At 43.3% G+C, this 20208-nt stretch carries 20 protein-coding genes, 1 tRNA gene and 1 riboswitch; of the genes, 19 read left to right on the forward strand and 2 right to left on the reverse strand.

Annotation, left to right across the window (positions count from 1 at the left end; genetic code table 11):
- Positions 1-45: 45 nt before the first annotated feature.
- Complete coding sequence (locus ACGHAV_RS06065) at positions 46-2145, reverse strand: GNAT family N-acetyltransferase (protein ID WP_390377835.1); 2100 nt, start codon at positions 2143-2145, stop codon at positions 46-48.
- A gap of 58 nt (positions 2146-2203) precedes the next feature.
- On the opposite strand from ACGHAV_RS06065, the gene ACGHAV_RS06070 reads away from it, so the two are divergent.
- The 9 genes from ACGHAV_RS06070 to ACGHAV_RS06110 all read left to right on the forward strand — a co-directional run bounded on the left by ACGHAV_RS06070 (position 2204) and on the right by ACGHAV_RS06110 (position 9268).
- Positions 2204-2629 (forward strand): hotdog domain-containing protein, encoded by a 426-nt coding sequence (locus tag ACGHAV_RS06070; RefSeq protein WP_334012886.1) that lies wholly within the window; start codon positions 2204-2206, stop codon positions 2627-2629.
- 112 nt (positions 2630-2741) lie between these two features.
- A riboswitch (TPP riboswitch) is annotated at positions 2742-2844 on the forward strand.
- A gap of 54 nt (positions 2845-2898) precedes the next feature.
- On the forward strand, positions 2899-4992 hold the full coding sequence (locus tag ACGHAV_RS06075) for a TonB-dependent receptor (protein WP_390377839.1): 2094 nt from the start codon (positions 2899-2901) through the stop codon (positions 4990-4992).
- An 8-nt stretch (positions 4993-5000) separates the two neighbouring features.
- A complete protein-coding gene (locus ACGHAV_RS06080) occupies positions 5001-5261 on the forward strand; it encodes a hypothetical protein (protein ID WP_334012888.1) in 261 nt (86 codons plus the stop codon).
- A complete protein-coding gene (pnuC, locus tag ACGHAV_RS06085) occupies positions 5261-5905 on the forward strand; it encodes a nicotinamide riboside transporter PnuC (RefSeq protein WP_390377842.1) in 645 nt (214 codons plus the stop codon). Before ACGHAV_RS06080 ends, pnuC begins: the two co-directional genes overlap by 1 nt.
- Positions 5868-6668 carry a phosphotransferase gene (locus ACGHAV_RS06090; RefSeq protein ID WP_390377845.1) on the forward strand — a complete coding sequence of 267 codons (801 nt, stop codon included), beginning with the start codon at positions 5868-5870 and terminating at the stop codon, positions 6666-6668. Before pnuC ends, ACGHAV_RS06090 begins: the two co-directional genes overlap by 38 nt.
- A gap of 102 nt (positions 6669-6770) precedes the next feature.
- A tRNA-Trp gene (locus ACGHAV_RS06095) sits at positions 6771-6847 on the forward strand.
- Positions 6848-7053: 206 nt separating this feature from the next.
- Positions 7054-7641 (forward strand): alanine acetyltransferase, encoded by a 588-nt coding sequence (locus tag ACGHAV_RS06100; RefSeq protein ID WP_390377848.1) that lies wholly within the window; start codon positions 7054-7056, stop codon positions 7639-7641.
- A 6-nt stretch (positions 7642-7647) separates the two neighbouring features.
- On the forward strand, positions 7648-8103 hold the full coding sequence (rimI, locus tag ACGHAV_RS06105; RefSeq protein WP_390377851.1) for a ribosomal protein S18-alanine N-acetyltransferase: 456 nt from the start codon (positions 7648-7650) through the stop codon (positions 8101-8103).
- 241 nt (positions 8104-8344) lie between these two features.
- Positions 8345-9268, forward strand: a complete 924-nt coding sequence (locus ACGHAV_RS06110; RefSeq protein WP_390377854.1) for a DMT family transporter — start codon at positions 8345-8347, stop codon at positions 9266-9268.
- Between the two features lie 7 nt (positions 9269-9275).
- Here the strand turns inward: ACGHAV_RS06110 and ACGHAV_RS06115 are convergent, their stop codons facing one another.
- Positions 9276-10163: a LysR substrate-binding domain-containing protein gene (locus ACGHAV_RS06115; RefSeq protein WP_390377857.1), complete on the reverse strand. Its 888-nt coding sequence runs from the start codon at positions 10161-10163 to the stop codon at positions 9276-9278.
- 159 nt (positions 10164-10322) lie between these two features.
- Between ACGHAV_RS06115 and ACGHAV_RS06120 the strand changes: the two genes are divergently transcribed.
- From ACGHAV_RS06120 to ACGHAV_RS06165, 10 genes are all read left to right on the forward strand, one after another.
- Positions 10323-11501: an MFS transporter gene (locus ACGHAV_RS06120; RefSeq protein WP_390377860.1), complete on the forward strand. Its 1179-nt coding sequence runs from the start codon at positions 10323-10325 to the stop codon at positions 11499-11501.
- A gap of 148 nt (positions 11502-11649) precedes the next feature.
- Complete coding sequence (gene dkgB, locus ACGHAV_RS06125; RefSeq protein ID WP_390377863.1) at positions 11650-12474, forward strand: 2,5-didehydrogluconate reductase DkgB; 825 nt, start codon at positions 11650-11652, stop codon at positions 12472-12474.
- Positions 12475-12948: 474 nt separating this feature from the next.
- Positions 12949-14538 carry a peptide chain release factor 3 gene (gene prfC / locus ACGHAV_RS06130; protein WP_390377866.1) on the forward strand — a complete coding sequence of 530 codons (1590 nt, stop codon included), beginning with the start codon at positions 12949-12951 and terminating at the stop codon, positions 14536-14538.
- Positions 14539-14615: 77 nt separating this feature from the next.
- Complete coding sequence (gene argS, locus ACGHAV_RS06135; RefSeq protein WP_390377869.1) at positions 14616-16346, forward strand: arginine--tRNA ligase; 1731 nt, start codon at positions 14616-14618, stop codon at positions 16344-16346.
- Between the two features lie 178 nt (positions 16347-16524).
- Positions 16525-17097: an NADPH-dependent FMN reductase gene (locus tag ACGHAV_RS06140; RefSeq protein ID WP_390377872.1), complete on the forward strand. Its 573-nt coding sequence runs from the start codon at positions 16525-16527 to the stop codon at positions 17095-17097.
- A gap of 232 nt (positions 17098-17329) precedes the next feature.
- Positions 17330-17500: a hypothetical protein gene (locus tag ACGHAV_RS06145; protein WP_390377875.1), complete on the forward strand. Its 171-nt coding sequence runs from the start codon at positions 17330-17332 to the stop codon at positions 17498-17500.
- A gap of 8 nt (positions 17501-17508) precedes the next feature.
- Entirely contained in the window at positions 17509-17664 is a 156-nt protein-coding gene (locus ACGHAV_RS06150) for a hypothetical protein (protein ID WP_390377878.1), read from the forward strand.
- A 61-nt stretch (positions 17665-17725) separates the two neighbouring features.
- Positions 17726-17935, forward strand: coding sequence for a hypothetical protein (locus ACGHAV_RS06155; RefSeq protein WP_390377881.1), 210 nt, complete (start codon positions 17726-17728; stop codon positions 17933-17935).
- A 125-nt stretch (positions 17936-18060) separates the two neighbouring features.
- Positions 18061-18999 carry a hypothetical protein gene (locus ACGHAV_RS06160; RefSeq protein WP_390377884.1) on the forward strand — a complete coding sequence of 313 codons (939 nt, stop codon included), beginning with the start codon at positions 18061-18063 and terminating at the stop codon, positions 18997-18999.
- A gap of 149 nt (positions 19000-19148) precedes the next feature.
- The gene (locus tag ACGHAV_RS06165) at positions 19149-20186 is read left to right on the forward strand and encodes a DUF2167 domain-containing protein (RefSeq protein WP_390377887.1); all 1038 of its coding nucleotides are present in this window, start codon (positions 19149-19151) and stop codon (positions 20184-20186) included.
- Positions 20187-20208: the final 22 nt, after the last annotated feature.

Below are 20208 nucleotides of genomic sequence, written 5' to 3' on the forward strand. Positions count from 1 at the left end.
GCTAATAGAAAGTGCTTTTGACTAAAAAGAGGCTAATTACAGTTCTTACTTTGTCATTAACGAAGCAAGCTTTTCAGAATCTATACTTTTTCTAATTATAGCTTGTAATTCTTTAATGCCGCTTGCACCTAATTGTGCTTGCAGCGCGTGCACAGACTCCATGCCACTAGTTAAAGCGCTTAGAACGTCTTGTGTTATTAGTTTTTCACTAAGACCTGCATTTGCACGTTGATAATGCGCAATAGCAATAAGGTAGGGCTGCGCATCACCAAGCTGTCGATACCCTGAAGCAAAATGAAGCACCTTTTTAACGTATAGCGTTTGCAAACTTTCTGACAAGGAAGAAAATGTCGCACTGGCGTTTATTGCTGTTTGGAGGTTCTGTAACGTTACCGTGAGGGCACGAGCGTTGTGAGTTAAGGGCAAAAGTGCCATTGCGCTTGTTTCGCCACTGGCTTTGTTGGGTTTTCTGCCTGTATCAACAATAGAGAATTTATTAGCCTCCCAGAATGCATGTAACTCCTGTGTTGCACCGTACGACGTAGATACGGCATCCACACCTTCGCTTTGAGCCTCTTTAATAATTTGTTTAAGCATATTACTGCCCAGTCCTAGGCTTTGAAGGTGAGGTATAACTGCAATGCGATTTATTCTCCAGTAATTAAGTAAAGCCGTATCTTTATTAGCGCTCAAAAGTGCTAATCTTTGGGCGCCTAAATGGCCTTTAGGACGACGCTTACCGTCAGCAATATCAGAAGCCAGTGGTGCTAGTTTTTCTCCGCCTTCTTTGTTTACGATACAAGCCGCAACAATTTGATGTTCTATTCTAAGTACTGCTAGCAATGTCTCTGGGCTATCATAAATTCGCATGAAATCGTCAGGAGTCGTCTGATAGTGCGCTGAAGCAAGTAGCTGCATTATGCTACTCACATCCTCTAAAGACAGTCGGTTAATTTCTTCAATTGAAAACACAGCATGTTGTATCTCTAAATCGTCGTCTCTTTTAGGGCTAAGAGATAGTGAGCTGTTGAACAAACAGTGCGACGTAAGGAAACGCTCGAGTAAATCGTTGTCATACCAGCGTATTGGGCTGGTTAGCGTTATATGGGATACCGTATTACTATTACTTTCCAAAGTCGGCATAAGCTTAAGCATAAAGCCGCTACCGCTTCCCTCGTACCCTTGAAGCGTAGTACTTAATAACCAATGATGATGATGGGAAATAAATGACTGCAACGAAGGTAAAGGTATAGAGGCCGCTTCATCAACAATTAAAATATCCCATTGTTCGTCATGGTCGTTAACCAATCTAGGATCGTCCGGCGCTACCCATTGCAAGGTGCCAGAATCTAGCTCTAATCGTGTTTTTCTTGAAGAAATAGTTAAACGTTGGTCATCGTCGTTAAAAGGAAGACGTTGTAGTATATTCGCAATGTTTTCTATGTTGCTGCTGGTAAGCAGAATGTTTTGCCCTTGTTTTAACAAGTGAACAGTAAATAAGCCTAAAAGAGAAGACTTACCTCGCCCTCTAGGCGCGGTAATAGTGGCATTAAGTGCTTTCTTATTGTAAAGGGTAAGTAATTTGGCAAATGCTTTTTGTTGATCGGCCGATTTGAACGGCAACGCAATATTTTGCTTGTCTGTGCTTGCTGCCAGTTCGTTGTTGTCTGGAATAATGGTTTCATTCTCGTTATGAAAACATACCCATGGTTGCAGCTTAAGGTGTGTTACAAAATAGCGCAGATATCGACTGTACTTTTGCTCGTAGCCAAACGATATAAAGTCTAAATTTACATTATTAGGCCACTTTTCTAGGTCAGGACACAATAAGACCAAACAGCCACTTTTCTTCACGGTTCCAGCGACAGCCATCAAAATACTGGGCCTAAATACACTGCGGCAATCTAAAATAGCAATGTCCCATTCGTTTCCCAGTAAATTCTGTCGATTCTTACCCTTTAACTTAGCACTGTCGAAGGTGTTTACAGTTAACTCTGCGGGTAATTGTGCTAATAACGCAGTGGCCTGTTCATCAACAAATGTTTCGTTACCGTTAACAACAAGTAATCGCCTATGCACATGGGCGTTTGACTGTGCGTTTTCATAAGGAAAATGAAGCCAATTACGTAATTCGTTTAGCGCCATAGATCTGATTTTTCGTTATACTTAGCCATATAGTAGCGATTTATAAAGAGGAATTCGAATGCGCTTTCTTTCTCGGCGTTTAGTGATGCCAAACGACCTTAACTATGCCAATTCACTTTTTGGTGGGCGCGCGTTGGAATGGATAGACGAAGAAGCTGCCATTTGGGCAATTTGTCAATTGGAAACCAATTGCCTGGTAACAAAGCACATTGGTGAAATTAGCTTCGAGTCTCCGGCATTACAAGGCGATATTGTAGAATTTGGATTAGAGACAAAAGCAGTAGGTCGTACTTCTATAACGGTAAGTTGCTTGGTAAGAAACAAGGCAACAAAAAAGACAATTTGTTTTGCCGACGATATTGTGTTCGTAAAAGTAGATCCTGAAACTCGCCTTCCAACGTCTCACGGAAAAACTTTAGAAGTTCTTAAGGCACAAACCGACGATGAAGTTCGTAGGCTTAATATGAATATCGAAGAAAGCTAAGCGTATATGTTATTTCTAATATGAAGTTAGCTTAACGCTAACTTCTCTTGACGATGTTTATCTAACTGGTAGACTCCGTCGCAGTTTTTGAGTGCGGCAGCTTAGCCGTACTCACGTTACCAAGGGGTGTCCGTTTTCGGTCTGAGATCCACATTGTGGGAACCCTTACACCTGATCCGGATAATACCGGCGTAGGGATGGTGCACAATTTAGCCTAATCACCTGCCGTTAAAGCCGGGTCTTTTTTCTTAAGAAGAATAAGAGATCCCATGTACAAATCACTTTTCACACTTTCATTAATTGCCAGCTCGGTTTCTAGTTACGCTCAAAACATTAACGAAAATGCTCAAGCAAATAGCGCACTGCCAAAAAACATTGAGCGCGTTGTTGTAACAGGCGATTTTCGCCAAACTACGTTAGACCAGCTGAGTGCTAGTGCTTCAATTGTTGACCAAGAGCGCCTTCGCAGCAGACAGCCTTCTCATATCGACAGTGTGTTAAACAGTATTCCAAATGTTAATTTTGCTGCTGGTGCTTCGCGAGGACGTTTTATTCAAATTCGCGGTATTGGTGAACGCAGTCAATTTGCTGAACCTATTAACCCTTCTGTTAGCTTTATCGTTGATGAATTCGACTTCTCTGGGTTAGCCGCTGCTGGCATTATTTTCGATACTAAACAGCTAGAAGTATACCGAGGCCCTCAAGCCACACTTTATGGAACGGGGGCATTAGCCGGAGCAGTAAAGCTTACAAGTAATGAAGTGGGTGATGCTGCGCCAGATTATGTGGAAGCTCGAATTGGCAATAAAGATAGCTACCGTGTAGAAGCGGCCACGGGCAATGATATAAACAGCGATTGGGGATATCGCGTTGCATTAGTGCATAACCGCAGTGATGGTTTTGTTGAAAATACGTTTTTAGGTAGAGACGACACCAATAATATTGACGAATCGGCACTGCGTTTTGCTTTAGAAGGTAACGTTAGCGAACGCACTAAGCTAGCTTTAACCTATCGTTGGTTCGATATAGATAACGGCTACGACGCATTCTCATTAGATAACGATAACAAAACGCGCTCGGACGAGCCGGGTTTCGACGAGCATCAAACCCATGCAGTGAGCGTACGCTCTACAACGTCTTCAAAAGCGGGCGACTTAATTCTTATCGCAACACATGCGTCTCATAATATTGCGTATGGCTACGATGAAGATTGGACGTTCACCGGCTTCCACCCATTTGGCTATACCTCTTTTGACGCTTATTTCAGAGATGTAGAAACACAAACCGGTGAAATCCGATTTGTTTCATCTGAGAGTGCTGCTTTGTTTGATGGCATGACCGATTGGACACTGGGCGCATTTTATAAAACCACTGAAGAGAATTTGATTCGCCAATACACCTTCGCAGACGGCGACTATGCAAGTACCTACGAGCCAACCACTACGGCGCTTTATTTACAGACAGAAACCGCGCTTCAAGAAAACCTGACATTGGTGGCCGGCCTTCGTTTAGAGAATTATGACTTCGACTTTATCGATAATAACGGTTTAGGCCGTGCATTCGACACCAATATGGTGGGCGGTAAAGTGGCACTGCAATATACAGCCGGTGACCATTTCTACTATGCAAGTATTTCGCGCGGCTTCAAAGGCGCTGGCTTTAACCCAGACAATCGTCTTCAAGACAATCAACGTTTCTTTGATGAAGAGTACAACTGGAATTATGAATTAGGTGTGAAAGGACCGCTGTTTACACCGTCACTAACAGCACGTGCCGCTATTTTCTTCATGGATAGAAAAGACACACAAATAAGTGACTTTGAAGTCATTGAACGTGAGGATGGTAGCTCGGGTTTTGCAGACGTTATTGCCAATGCTGATGTGGGCGAAAACAAGGGAGCTGAACTAGAGCTTTCTTGGATTGCGAGCGATGCGTTTCGTATAGATGCCTCGGTAGGTTACCTAAGCGCGACATTTGAAGGTTACACGCTTGCTGACGGTACTGTTATTGATGAACAACGCCAGGCGCAAGCACCTAAGTGGACCGCTAACGTATTTAGTGAATATGCGTTTACCGACAATCTACTGTGGCGCGTCGATGTAGACTTTAAAAGTGAGTACCGTTTCTCAGATGGCCATGACGTAACGTCACCAAGTTTTGCTTTGGTGAATTCAGAACTGGTGCTATTTAGCGGCGATTGGCAAACTTCATTATGGGTACAAAACGCGTTCGATAGAGAGTATTTCACACGTGGATTCGGCGGCTTTAGTAACGACCCTCGCGATGAGTATGCATTCGATGAGCCGTACTTTCAAATTGGCAACGGTCGTCAGTACGGTGTTACGGTTAAGTACGAGTTCTAGGAGGCGTTATGCACGTTATGGTTGAGTTGTCGCTTTATCCATTGGTGAACGAATACATTCCACCTATCCAAAACTTCATTGATAGGTTAAACGGTTATGACACCATCACTGTCTCGACTAGCTCTACGAGCACGCAAGTGACAGGTGAATACGGTGAGGTAATGGGTATTTTGGGTAAAGAAATGCAGCGTACGCACGAAGAGGTGGGGCAGGCAATATTTGTGGCTAAGTTCCTCAACTTTGACGCGATGCAGGCAAGAAAGTCGTAATGGCCGATTTCCTAACAAGCTTTTCAGAGCAAATTGCTGCCACTTCACTACTAGAGTGGGTGGCAGTAGTGCTTGCCATTGGTTATGTATTATTAGCCGCTTTGCAAAATAGTTGGTGCTGGCTGTGTGCTTTCGTGAGCACGGCTATCTATACCTACTTGTTTTGGCAAGTAACTTTGCCTTTTCAGTCAGCATTAAACTTCTTTTACATGGTAATGGCGGGTTATGGCTATTATCAGTGGTCAAAGGGGGGGAGCGGTTCAGAGAAAAGCGCGATTATCCACTGGCCATGGTGGGTACATAGTTTGTTAGTGCCTACCTTATTGTTGCTTGCTTGGGGCTTGTCGATAATGGCTAGCTCTCAGTTCAATAGTGACTTTTTACTGCTCGATGCAAGTATCAACTTGCTAAGCGTCATAACTACCTTTATGGTAGCCCATAAGATATTGGAGAACTGGGTGTACTGGTTCTTCATCAATATTGCTTCCGCCTTTTTATATTTTCAAGTGGGTTACGCACTGTCTGCCTGCTTGTTTGCAGGCTATGTCGTTTTCTCAATATTTGGTTACTATCAATGGATGATGCAGTACAACAAGCAGAGCAGAAATGTTGAATATCCTCCCGCTTCTGCAGAAGGCGCTTAGGCTTTCCGACAATGCAAAAATCACCAAGCATCCCTCAGGCGCGGTAAATGATGTTTATCGCGTTCAGGATGAAGGAAATGACGATACATCTTCAAGCGCAGACTACGCAGTAAAATGGCTGGGTAACGACACTTTCAGCGGTGTGAATCGTACTCACCAGTTTGTACTTCAACAACAGTTGCATTCGCTTGATATTGCTCCCCGTGCCATTTGGCTAAGTGATGATGAAACACTATGGGTAGAGCAATGGCAACCAAATATAAAAGTTGCGCAGGCAAAACCTGAAACCCTTGCTAATGTACTCGCTCGAATCCACCAACTGCCAATTACTGCAAGGCCATTGAATCTTATTGAACGCTGGCAACACTATATCCATGTCGCTAATTTGGCTCCAGATGATTCGCTGTACCTGCACGCTGTATCGCTTCGTAGTAAAGTGATTAAAAGTGAGCAAGACGACGATGATTTAGTGCTTTGCCATAATGATTTATTAGCCAGTCATGTATTATGCAGAGCAAACGATATTCCCGTTGTTATTGACTGGGAGTATTCAGCAATGGGGAATCGTTACTTCGACTTGGCAAGCTGCTGTTTGATAAATAAGTTATCTATTGAACAGAGCAAAGCGCTTTTACAATGCTATACCACCATACTTGGTATTTCTTTTGACGAAGCTATAGCTAAATTCGAGCTTCATAAAGAAATTGTATCGGTTACAAACGACTTATGGTTTAAGGCCTTAGGTCAAAGTGAAGCAGAATAGGCCGAAAAAACATCGTATTGCATGTTAAATGAGCATGCAGTTGCCGCTGACACGAAAAACGCTTTACCTTTGTTAACGCATCCGTATAATGCACAGCGCGCTAGGGGTGTAGTTCGAATTGGTAGAACAGCGGTCTCCAAAACCGATGGTTGGGGGTTCGAGTCCCTCCACCCCTGCCACTTTCTTCTCCTGTACTTCCTGTACAGAACGATATTCTTACTGATAAATAGAAAAGCAAATTACTTACACAAGTAATGCATAAAAGTACCTGTTTTCCGTGTCTTGTATTTCATATGAAATGTTACGTGTATGGCGTACTGGCAAGGTTTAATATTGTATGAACATCGCGTAAACTACGCGAAGTCAAAGTTATTCTGTGAGCACCATGTCGCTAACCTCATACCAACAAGCTGTTCTTCAAGAAATGGGGATTACCGTTTGGGTAACCAGGAAAGCTTATGAGGAGCAAAAAAGCGATAGCACGGTAGAGCAAGAAGGTAACGGGGCAGCCTTGTCGCAGCCAGCGCAAACGCAAGTTACAGAACGCTCACAAGCCAAGCCGATTACCCAAGAAGAAAAGCAATCTAAGCTTGCGCAGTTACGCGCACAAATGGGGGGCGGAGCCAAATCAGAAACCAAGCCTGATAAATCTGCAGTAAAAACGTCAGTTTCCGCACCTTCAAATGAATCAGTACATAGCAGACCTGCAACGCCGAAAAACGTTCCTTTAACCCCTGAGGGCGTTCCTTTAAGTGCTCAGCAACGCGAGCAAGCGGCATTATGGCTAAGTGATTTACAGCTTGCTTGTGTGCAGCTTGGATTGCCGTCTACACTGGTCGGTAGCGTGATGATAAGCACTGCGTTAAAGGTAGACGAACACGCCATTATTCTCCCTACAGCTCCCCTTTCTTTAGATAAAAAACAAAAGCGAGCGCTTTGGCAGGCATTAATTAGCTTTGCGCAAACTCGATAGTTACTAATGGACCTGCATCTTGTCACTTCTGACACATCGACTGAATGGATAGCGCAGGCCTACGATATTCATGCTAATGCACAGTTTTCACCTTGGAAACTCACCACCTTCGAAGATTGTTTAACGCCACCTTATTACTGTGTTTTTGCAGTAGAAGATGAGATGGTTGTGGGTTATGCCATTATGCTGGAAGTACTAGATGAAGCCACCCTTATGGACATTGCGGTTAAACGTGAATGCCGTGGCCGTGGAATAGGGGATATGTTGCTTAAGCACGTGCTGGCATTATCATTACACAACAGTATGGTAGAAGTGTGGTTAGAGGTGAGAGAGAGCAATGAAAGTGCTATTGCACTGTATGAGAAACACGGCTTTGATCATATCGAAATTCGCAAAAACTATTACCCGCTAGCAAACGGTAAGGAAAATGCTGTCATCATGAAGTGGGAAAAACCACAATAAACACTACCTTGCTTGTGCATTTTTTTATCTGTAATTAATTCTTTCCATACACTGTTTATTTATGTTGACCATGTGGTCAGTTTTCTCTGCTGTTTAACCTCGCAATGGTTTCAATCCTCATTGAATTAACTTATATTTGCGCCCGCAAAAAACCGTACCCTGTTCTAGTATTCACAATACGGTTTTAGATTCTTCTTAATCGCGACAAAGTAACCTCGCTTTATCTTGGACAAGAAAATAAATGTCTACAGCACCGATAATGGAAAAACAGCAGTCTAAAGGCATAAAGATGCTTTTGGTTGCCGTATTGTGTTTAGGGTTAAACTGGCCTGGTATGAAAGTAGGGTTAGAAATAGTTGACCCAGTGTGGATGGTGTGCTTGCGCTTTTTATTAAGCTTACCCGTCCTTGCTATTTTCGTGCTGATCACAAAGAAAAGGCTGCCTATTTTAAACCGCAAAGATCGCGCAGTTGTGCTGGTGGTAGCTTTTTTTCAATTTATTTTATCAATGGGGTTAATTACGCTATCGCTGCAATACATTCCAGCCGGTACTGCAAGCATATTGATCTATACCACACCGCTTTGGATGTTACTTATCGACACGCTGTGGTACAGGCAAAAGCCGCCTTCAAAAAGACTGATATTAACGGGTATTTCTACCATTGGTTGTGCCATGATTTTGTTCGCTAGTGGTGAGCCTGGCGCTTGGTTACCCCTCTTTGGAATGTTACTTGCTTCTGCATTATGGGCGCTTGCAATTAGAAGGGTGTCGTTTCACAAGTGGCAGGGCACGGTGATTGAGGCCGTATTTTGGCAGTTCACTGTTGCAGGCGCGGCGATGCTTGCCCTAGCGCTTGTATTTGAGCCCACACCAGATTTTGTAAACTATGCATGGCAAGACTGGCTGCTTTTAATGTACATCGGCCCTGTAGCTACAGGCTTAGGGTTTGGCTTAATGGTTGCTGCTGGCCCGAAACTTCCCCCTGATAAAATTGTACTTATAAGCACGCTTACGCCTATTGTGGGTTATGTAAGTTCAGTGATCATATTAAACGAAACACTACTGCCTATGGTGGTTGCTGGTGCAGTACTTATGATTGCTGCGTTGATTGTGAATGGCTTGCCGCCGAGCGCCTTGAAAAAGCTACTAGGCAAAGGGCAATAACCTGCGTTTAAAGTGTCAGCCTTGGTTGAATAAAATCAAGAAAAGCAGTGATACGTGAAGAGACAGCACTATTTTTGTAGTAAACCGCTTGCACGGCTTCTCGTCGGTTTGGAGAGACAATATCGTCTTTGAAAATAGGGACCAGCTTACCGTTTTCGATATCGTGATGAATCATAAAATAAGACAACAAAGCGATTCCTTGGCCCGCTAAACACAAGTGCCTAATGGTTTCGCCACTTGATGCCTGCAAATGAAATGAAAGTTTAGGTTCTTGCTTTAACGGCCATTTATTAAGGCTTGCTGAATCGCTAAACCCAATGAGTTTATGTTGGGGTAATGAACTCGCGTCGCCATCGATAGGGTTATCTTTTAAGTATTCAGGGCTTGCAACAAGATAAAGCTTACTTCTACCTAAGTGGCGAGCGTGCAGGTTTGAGTCACCTAAATCACCTATGCGGATAGCAATGTCAGTTTTGTGCTCCAGTAAATCGATAATACTGTCGTGGCTAGTGATATCTAACGAGATATCTGGATACAGCTTATTGAAAGGTTTGACCAAAGGCGCAAGTTGATGAAGTACAAAAGGGCTTGCGGCATCTACACGAAGCTTTCCTGATGGAGCGTGTTTAAGCAGCTTTAGCGCTTCTTCACCTTTTTCTAGCGTGTTTAAGCTGTCTCGGGCGTAGCGTAAAAATAGAGCGCCTTCCTCGGTCAACTCTAGCCTTCGCGTTGTTCTGTTTAACAGCGTGACGTCTAATTGCGTTTCAAGTCGTGTTACAGCTCGGCTAACTTTGGCTACTTGCTGATTTAACAAGCTTGCAGCGCCCGAGAAGCTTCCTGTATCTACCACAGTAAGAAATGCCTCAAGATCTTCGGTTTTAGATTTCACTGCCATAATGCACACTCTTTTACGAAAACAACAAAAGTATTTTGTCATTAGTGCTATTTTTTGCAAATAAAAAACACCTCACACTGTACACACTTTTAAATAACAAAGAACAGAGCGCTTTTTATTACTGCTGCGCTTTGCCTTTTAACAATGTGAGGATTAACAATGCCTATTGCATTATTTGCACTAACGTTAAGTGCGTTTGCTATTGGTACTACAGAATTTGTAATTGTAGGGCTAGTGCCAACAATTGCCGCTGATTTAGGCGTTTCACTACCCAGTGCGGGTTTGTTAGTTAGCTTGTACGCCGTTGGCGTTGCCGTTGGCGCACCAGTATTAACCGCCCTTACCGGAAAATGGAACAGAAAGCATGTTCTATTGAGTTTAATGGCGCTTTTTGTGGGGGGGAACTTACTGGCTTGGCAAGCTCCTAGTTACGAGAGTTTGATAGTGGCTAGAGTGTTAACAGGTCTTGCCCACGGCGTATTTTTCTCTATAGGCTCTACTATTGCTACCGGTTTGGTAGCAAAAGAAAAAGAAGCGAGTGCTATTGCCATTATGTTTACAGGCTTAACGGTAGCGCTTGTTACTGGTGTACCGCTAGGCACTTGGATAGGGCAAAACTTTGGATGGAGAGCTACATTTCTAGTGGTTTCCGCGCTAGGTACTATGGCGCTGATTGGCAGCACATTACTGGTGCCAAATAAATTAAAGCAAAGTAGGCCCGCTACGTTGAGTGAGCAAATGAAAGTACTTGTTCAGCCTAGACTTATTCTGGTCTATCTTATGACCATATTAGGTTATGGCGGTACGTTTACAGCCTTTACCTACTTAGCGCCCATTTTGCAGGAGGAGGCCGGTTTTGCTCCCTCAGCCATAAGCCTAATTATGCTAATTTACGGCGTATCGGTTGCAATAGGGAACATATACGGTGGGAAACTAGCGGATAAAAAAGGCCCAGTTCGCGCACTTACCGTTATCTTTTCTGCACTTGCCATTATTCTTTTTGCATTAACGTTTACAGTGGGAAGCAAAATAGCTGCTGTGATCACGGTACTGTTATGGGGAGCCTTTGCATTTGGTAACGTGCCCGGCCTTCAAGTATACGTAGTGCAATTGGCCGAGAAGTTTACGCCAAATGCCGTAGACGTAGCTTCCGGTCTTAACATTGCCGCGTTTAACATTGGCATTGCAGTGGGCTCTATATTAGGAGGCGTAATTGTAGATGGTATGCAATTGTCTGATACGGCATGGATAGGTGCGCTTATCTCGGTCGCAGCACTTTTACTCACTCGTTTTAGTGGTTACCTAGACAAAACCTCTCTGCAAACGCATAAGTCTTAAATTCTACGAGATTAATCAATCTAGAAATCAATGCCCATTTATTCAAGTTCAATAGCCTGTAGTTAGTGAAGATAAACGATTTGGGGTTGAAACTGGTCTAAATGGGCTTATCAAACACTATAAAGTATTCAACTTAAAAGGAGACGTTATGCAAGTAGCACAGCAATCACCATGGAACATTCCTTCATTAGGCGTAGGTACATTTCGTCTAAAAAATGACGAAGCATACGACAGCGTAACAATGGCGCTAGACGTTGGCTTTAGGCACATTGATACAGCACAAATTTATGGTAACGAAGAGTCTGTAGGTCGTGCTATTAAAGACAGTAGCGTTGAGCGAGAGGATATTTTTGTTACTACTAAAGTGTGGAATGACAAGCTAAACAAGTCACAGTTTGTTGATAGCGTAAAAGAGAGCTTAAACAAGCTGCAGCTATCTTATGTCGACCTTTTGCTTATTCATTGGCCTTCACCTGAAAACGGCGAAAGCATGGAAGAGTATTTGGGTGAACTTCTGCGCGTGAAAGAAATGGGCCTTACCAAAGCAATTGGCGTTTCTAATTTCACCGTTGCGCAAATTGAACAGGCAGTAAGCATCTTGGGTGAAGGCCAAATTGCCACAAATCAGGTTGAGGTTCATCCTTATTTGATAAACGAGAAGGTACGTGAGGCCTGTGCAAAGCATGGTATTACGGTGACTGGCTATATGCCTTTTGCAGTAGGTAAAGTACTGAAAGACGATACCATTATCGCCATAGCAGAAAAGCACAATGTGACAGCCGCTGAAGTGGTAGTTGCATGGGAGTTAGCACACGGCCTAATAACTATACCGTCTTCAACAAAGCGCAAGAATTTGGAAACGAACTTCAAGTCGTTATCACTTAAGCTAGACGCTGAAGACATTGCAAAAATTGACGCTCTTGACTGTGGAGACCGTCAAGCGACGCCCGACTTTGCACCTGAATGGGACTAGTTATACTGCGTAGTAGATGTTTTGTGCAGGTAGTACGTTAATTGTTAACTACCTAGTATTATATTTCGCCCTTTATCCTTCGCGGCATAAAGGGCTTTATCTGCTCGCCTAAACGCATTAACGATATCATCAGAAGCTGTGCAGTTCGACCAACCTATGCTCACACCTACTTTTTAAAGTAACACAATAGTTAAATTTGATTGTTACTGTCTAGTTTTTGATACCCAGATGTAGCAGTAGCATTCTTTGGCATTATTCGTTTCATCAACGACAAAAAACACCCCAAAGTTTCTTGCCAATTCACTCTACTGTTACGTGCCGTAAAATGCTAAAATTCGCGCCAATAAATTCCATGATGTATCAAGCGTTTTATCGCAACGTTAAGTTTGCGCGGAAAAGCAGTGCTTATCCGCTTTGAAACGCATTAGCAAACACGTTGTTTGCAAAGATGATAGTTAACGAAGATAAGTATTAATGTCAGATAAGAAGCTGTTAGAAGAGATTAAAAAGCGACGCACGTTCGCCATCATATCGCACCCCGATGCTGGTAAAACTACCATTACTGAAAAAGTGCTACTGTTCGGACGCGCGTTACAAACTGCCGGTACCGTAAAAGGTAAAAAGTCAGGGCAGCATGCCAAATCTGACTGGATGGAAATGGAAAAAGAGCGTGGTATCTCGGTGACAACGTCTGTCATGCAGTTTCCGTATAGCGACCACTTGGTGAATCTTCTAGATACCCCAGGGCACGAAGACTTTTCTGAAGATACTTATCGTACGCTTACCGCTGTTGATTCATGCCTGATGGTAATTGATGCAGCAAAAGGGGTAGAGGACAGAACACGTAAACTGATGGAAGTTACGCGTCTTCGCGATACACCTATCGTAACCTTTATGAACAAGCTTGACCGCGATATTCGCGATCCTATGGAACTGCTGGATGAAGTAGAAACGGAGCTTGATATTTTGTGCGCGCCAATAACCTGGCCAATTGGTTGCGGTAAAAGCTTCAAAGGCGTGTATCACCTGCATCGCGACGAAACTATTTTGTATCAAACCGGTCAAGGTCACACAATTCAAGACGTGCGTATTATCAAAGGGCTAGATAACCCAGAGCTTGATACTGCGGTAGGTAGCGACCTTGCTGAAACACTGCGTGATGAATTAGAACTTGTGCGCGGTGCGTCTAATGAATTTGAACAAGAGCTTTTCTTAGAAGGTCAATTAACGCCGGTATTTTTCGGTACAGCATTAGGTAACTTTGGTGTAGACCATATGCTTGATGGCCTTGTTGAGTGGGCGCCTGCACCACTTGGCCGTGAAACTGAAGAAGGCACTATCGAGAGTACTGACGGTAAGTTCAGCGGTTTTGTATTTAAGATTCAAGCGAATATGGACCCTAAACACCGCGACCGCATTGCATTTTGTCGAATTGTGTCGGGTAAGTATGAAAAGGGCATGAAAATGCGCAACAGCCGCTTGGGCAAAGACGTGCGTATTTCAGATGCACTAACTTTCCTCGCTGGCGATCGTGCCCTCCTTGAAGAAGCTTATGCTGGTGACATTATAGGTTTGCATAACCACGGCACCATCCGCATTGGTGATACGTTCACATCGGGTGACAATTACCGTTTTACCGGCATTCCTAACTTCGCGCCTGAGCTATTTAAGCGAATTCGATTAAAAGATCCGCTAAAGCAAAAGCAGCTGCTTAAAGGGCTTATTCAGCTTTCAGAAGAAGGTGCGGTTCAGGTTTTCCGTCCTCTTGCAAACAACGACCTTATTGTGGGCGCGGTAGGTGTTCTGCAGTTTGATGTGGTTGTTGCGCGTCTTAAAGCGGAATACAACGTAGATGCCTTATACGAGCACGTTAACGTAGCAACGGCGCGTTGGGTTTACAGTGGTGACGAGAAAAAGCTGGACGAATTCCGACGTAAGGGCGAGCAAAACCTAGCCTTAGATGGTGGTGATAACCTTACGTACATCGCACCGACTATGGTGAATTTACAGCTTGCTCAAGAGCGCTACCCTGATATTCAGTTTACCAACACGCGCGAAAACTAAGCTGATTTGGATAAGCTTATTTAAACGCAAGCTAGCAAAAGCACAGTCAGTAAAAATTTAAAAAGACAAAACACATTATGAATATACATGCACTATTAGTTAACCGTTTCACTGACGCTCTTAAAGAGATGGGCGTAGATAATGCGCCAGTGCCGGTTGCGCGCAGCGCTCGACCTGAATTTGGCGAGTATCAGTTTAACGGTGCTATGGCATTAGCAAAGCAGCTAAAGCAAAAGCCACGTGATATTGCAGAAAAAATTGTTGAAACCGTAAAGCTTGATGACGTTGCAAGCAAACTTGAAGTCGCTGGCCCTGGTTTTATTAACGTGCACTTAAATAACGATTGGTTAGCTAACCAATGCGAAGCGTCGCTTGCCGACTCACGTCTAGGCATCACAAAGTCAGAGCAGCAAAACATTGTTGTAGACTACTCATCGCCAAACTTAGCGAAAGAAATGCACGTAGGCCACCTTCGAACCACCATTATTGGTGACGCCGTTGTTAAGGTACTTGAGTTTTTAGGTCACAATGTAATTCGTCAAAACCATATGGGCGACTGGGGAACGCAGTTCGGTATGCTTTTGGCACACCTTTCTGACAAGCTGCAAGACGAAGTAGCGGAAACAGCGCTTTCTGATCTTGAAGACTTCTATCGTGAAGCAAAAGTGCGTTTTGATGAAGAAGAAGGCTTTGCTGATCGTGCACGTGAATACGTAGTGAAGCTTCAAGGTGGCGATGCCCAGTGCCTAGCGCTGTGGGAAAAGTTCATCGATGTGTCTATTGCACACTCTGAAGAAGTATACGACAAGCTAAATGTAAGCCTAACTCGCAAAGACATTATGGGTGAGTCGGCTTATAACGACGATTTAGCCAATGTAATTAGTGACCTGAAAGCACAAGGTATCGCGGTAGAAGACCAAGGTGCTCAGGTAGTGTTTATTCCTGAGCTTGCTGATAAAGAAGGCAACCCTGCGGTATACATTGTGCAAAAGTCAGGCGGCGGTTATCTTTACGCCACCACCGACCTTGCGGCAATGCGCTATCGCAGTGGTAAACTAAACGCAGATCGTACCCTTATTCTTACCGATGCTCGCCAAGCACTTCATTTCAAGCAAACTGAAATTGTGGGTCGTAAAGCGGGCTTTATGAAAGCGTCGCAAAGCTATGAACACTGCCCATTTGGTATGATGCTTGGTAATGACGGTAAGCCATTCAAAACACGTACGGGTGGCACGGTAAAACTTGTTGAATTGCTTGATGAAGCCGTTGAGCGCGCAGGTAAGCTTATTGCTGAGCGAGACAGCGACTTAACGGAAGCTGAACTTGAAGAAGTAGCGCGTAAAGTAGGTATTGGCGCGGTGAAATATGCCGATTTATCTAAAAACCGCACTACCGACTACATGTTTAACTGGGACTCGATGCTAAGCTTTGAAGGCAACACAGCACCGTACCTTCAATATGCCTATACTCGCGTGAAAAGCTTATTTAGAAAAGCAGGTGTTGATATGGCAGCATTGGCAGCAAGTATCAACATTGCTGAAAAACAAGAGCACGCATTGGCAGTATTGCTTCTTCAATTTGAAGAGGTCATTGGTCTAGTTTCTCGTGAAGCAACGCCTCATGTACTGTGTACTTACCTATACGATGTCGCGTCTGCGTTTATGACATTCTACGAAGCATGCCCAATGCTGAAAGAAGGCATTGAGCCACAGGTTCGCGACAGTCGCTTAGCATTGTCAGCGTTAGTTGCCAAAACCCTTGAACAGGGATTAACCCTTCTGGGTATTGAAACACTGGAAAAAATGTAGCGTTCGAGGTACAACAGGTTTAATAATTTTTAAAAGGCTGGCAATTATTGTCAGCCTTTTTTTATGTTCTCACGTTAGAAGTATTGAAGATAAGTAGTCTGAAGTTTGAATTGCCGCGGAACAGGTAGTTAAACTTAACTTATCGGTTATTAAAAAATATCAACGACAGGAAACTCAAATGACTAAGATCCTTGCTTTTGCAGGCAGTACTCGAAAAGGTTCGTTCAACCAAGCCATCATGAAAGTTGCCGCCGAAGGTGCCCGTGAAGCTGGCGCTGAAGTTACAGTCATCGATTTGGCAGACTATCAAATGCCAATATTTAACGAAGATGAAGAGGCGCAATATGGCACACCTGAAAAAGCGCAAGCGTTTAAAGAGTTACTAATGCGCCACGATGGTTTTCTCATTGCGTCTCCAGAGTACAATTCAAGCTATCCAGCACTGCTTAAAAATGCCATTGATTGGGCGTCGCGCATGGGGGAAGGTGAAAAACCACTGCAGGCCTACCGCGGAAAAGTGGCGGGTATAATGGCGGCTTCTGCTGGTGGTTTAGGTGGAATGCGCGTGCTAGTCGTGCTTCGTATGCTGCTTGAGAACTTAGGCACTATGGTGGTACCAAATCAAAAAGCGATAGCGAAAGTCGACTCGTTAATGAATGATAGTGGTGAAATTTCAGATGAAAAAACCATTAAACAGCTTAAAAACTTAGGCAAGGAAACCGCAGAACTTGCCAGCAAAGTGGCGGGATAAGCCTTTAGGTCAAACGCTTTACACGTTTTTCTATAGTATTAGATATGGTAAGGGTATTGACAACCTACCATATCTACACCTCTTTTATTCTCCATAAAAACTTCAGTTTCTCTTTTTTATTCAATTAGTAATTGTGTGAAACAGGGAATAGGTACAGTCGAAAATTACTCCATCTCTGATTAAATTACTTTCGTGCATGTGCACACAACGCAATGTAAAAGGAATTTAAATAATGCAACTATTGAACAAAGATGAGCTCGCCATTGCATCTGGTGCTGGTTTAGTAGCGGACGCTGTTTATGAAGTCGGCTATGGAGTTGGTTACGCAGGAGGCTACTTTTATAAAAACGTAATGACATCTAATCGCTGGTTAGATGACGTCGCCGATCTTTTATTGCCGTAGGAGGGACTATGACTTACTTGTCTGATGATGAAATTGAAATGTGTAGTGGTGGTTGGCTGAATTACACACTCACTTATCTAACCTTTCTAGATATGGCTCATGAGTTTGGGCGTGGACTAGGTGACGGTTTTTTTGATGGTGTTCAAGAACCTGAAACTCCATAAGCGAACAAAGCAGTAGTCGTTTGTCTACTGCTTTATATTCTACCAAACTGAGATTATCTAAATGAATTTAAAAAAACATGAAATGCTAACTTTTTGGTTTTTAATTGGATTAAACCTGCTCTCGCTTGCAGAGAAAACGATAGTTGAAGCTGGTTTTTCAATATTCGAAAAACCAGAGTTTCAAAACATTTTATTGCTTGCCATTATTTGTCAGCTTAGAAAAAGCGCTACTATTAATGATGATGAGTCAAAAACAGCGAAGCTAAATTAGAGGGTAAGCAGAAGTTTAATCATTGGTTTAATGTATTTTAAAAATGTAAAGTTTGGGGTGTAAAAGTTATTGGGCTACAGTTTTTAAAAGAGAAAACAATCTAGCGGGCTTCTTAAAGCGATGCCATGAAGTCGTCTATTAGGCTAAACCTATATTTCAGTTTTTTAATTTCGCTTTCGTTATCCGTAAGTGTTAAGGGCAATGCTGCTTCATCAGGCATGGATTTTGAAGCGTTTAACTCGCACATCGAACATGTTAGAACCCTGCCAGATAGCGAATACGACTACGACTCTCACGACTATTACACCTCACTGCTAAGGCTTGCACTCTCAAAGACTGAAAGTGAATACGGTAAAGCCAAATTAACTTTCACTAAAGAACGCCTTGTACAAAGTCGTATTGTGAAAGAATTAGCGGGCAAAGGCGGTATTGATGTTTTTTGGACCGTAACATCAAAGGAACGAGAAGCCACCGCTATTCCCGTTAGAGTGCCTCTGTTAAACGGTATCATGGGTTTACGGGTTTCCCTTGTACTTGAAGAAAACCTGAGTAATTTCACAGTCCCCACCCAAGGTAAGTCGCTCACTGAAATGGTGGCAGGGCAGGGGCATGACTGGCCCGATTACGAAATTCTTCACTCAAATGGTTTTTTAGTATTAGGCACAAGTACTTACGACCTGCTTGTTGAGTTGCTTAAAAAAGAGCGCATAGATTACTTTCCCAGAGCATTAAATGAAGCCATTGTTGAGCAAAAAGCGCTTAAAAATAAAGGTATTGTAATAGAGCCTAATCATGTACTCTATTATCCCTCCTACATTTTCTTCTTCGTGTCTAAGGCGAAGCCTGAACTTGCTAGTCGCATAGAGAAAGGTTTAAAAATTGCCGTTGAAGATGGAAGTTTTTCGAAACTCTTTAAGAGTTACGTTGATACAGAGCATCTTAATAACGAACTGGATTTGGCCAACAGAACCATGCTTAGATTGCAGAATCCATTACTCTCGGAAGAAACTAAAGCGCTTTCTACATCTTTTGATGCAATGCGCTATTTGTTGAGTGCCTATTAGAAGCGGTACTACTTTAGTGTCGTTCTTTATCTTTCAAATTGACATTACATCACTACACACTCAATGTAGTGCTCTAGTGCCTGCCTAATTCCCTCTTGGCTAAAGAGCGCACTACGAAAAAACACTTATTATAATTACAAAGGAATAATATGGACGTTAGTAAGAACGCACTACTTATTGCAAGTGCACTATTTATTTCTGCGCCAATTCATGCGCTAACTATTGAAGACGAAAACACGGTTACAGAAGACGCCGTCGCCACCGCTGAAGCGCCGTTAGCCGCAAATAACGAACAATCACCACAGAATGAAGGTGAGGCGCTGTTATCAGAAGAACCCGGCGCGGGTGTAGAGTCTGAGCTTTCTGAAGAAGAACAACAGCAACTGGCTTATTTAAAGTGGGCAGAAGAGTTCGAGGCATCTTTAAACTACCAAACCGGCGCCATTGAATTACCGGGTGGTAAAGCCAGCCTAAATGTACCGGAAAGCTATTATTACCTGTCGCCTCAAGATGCTAAACGCGTATTAGAAGAAGGCTGGGGCAACCCTGAAAGCGAGCTTACGTTAGGTATGTTGTTTCCCCAAAAGTATCGCGTGCTTGATGCCGAGTCGTGGGGCGTAACCATTGAATACGCTAGCGATGGTTATGTATCTGATGAAGACGCCGCAGACATAGACTACGATGATTTGTTGAGCGAAATGAAGGCTGATACTAAAGAGGAATCTTCATGGCGCGAGGAGCAAGGTTATCCTTCAATTGAGCTGATAGGTTGGGCGGAGCAGCCTTACTACGATGAAGCAACACATAAACTCTATTGGGCAAAAGAGCTGAGTTTTGGTGGAAGTGAAGCCAACACCCTTAACTACAACGTAAGGGCGCTAGGACGCCAGGGTTATATAGTGATGAACTTTATTGCCAATATGGAGCAGCTTGAAGAAGTTAGCGCTGCACGAGATGAAGTACTTACTATGGCAAGCTTCAACGATGGTCATAAGTACAGTGAGTTTAATCCTGATATCGACGAGGTAGCGGCATATGGCATTGGTGGGCTAATTGCTGGTAAAGTGCTTGCAAAAACAGGCTTTCTAGCGCTTGCTCTGGTTTTCTTAAAGAAATTCTGGTTTGTATTATTGTTGCCTCTTTATTGGCTTAAAAATAAAATATTCAGTAAAAAAGCCGAGCAGTAAGCACCGTTTTCTAGCGCTAGTG

The organism is Alteromonas sp. MTD1, from assembly GCF_042848195.1.
Taxonomy (GTDB): domain Bacteria; phylum Pseudomonadota; class Gammaproteobacteria; order Enterobacterales; family Alteromonadaceae; genus Alteromonas.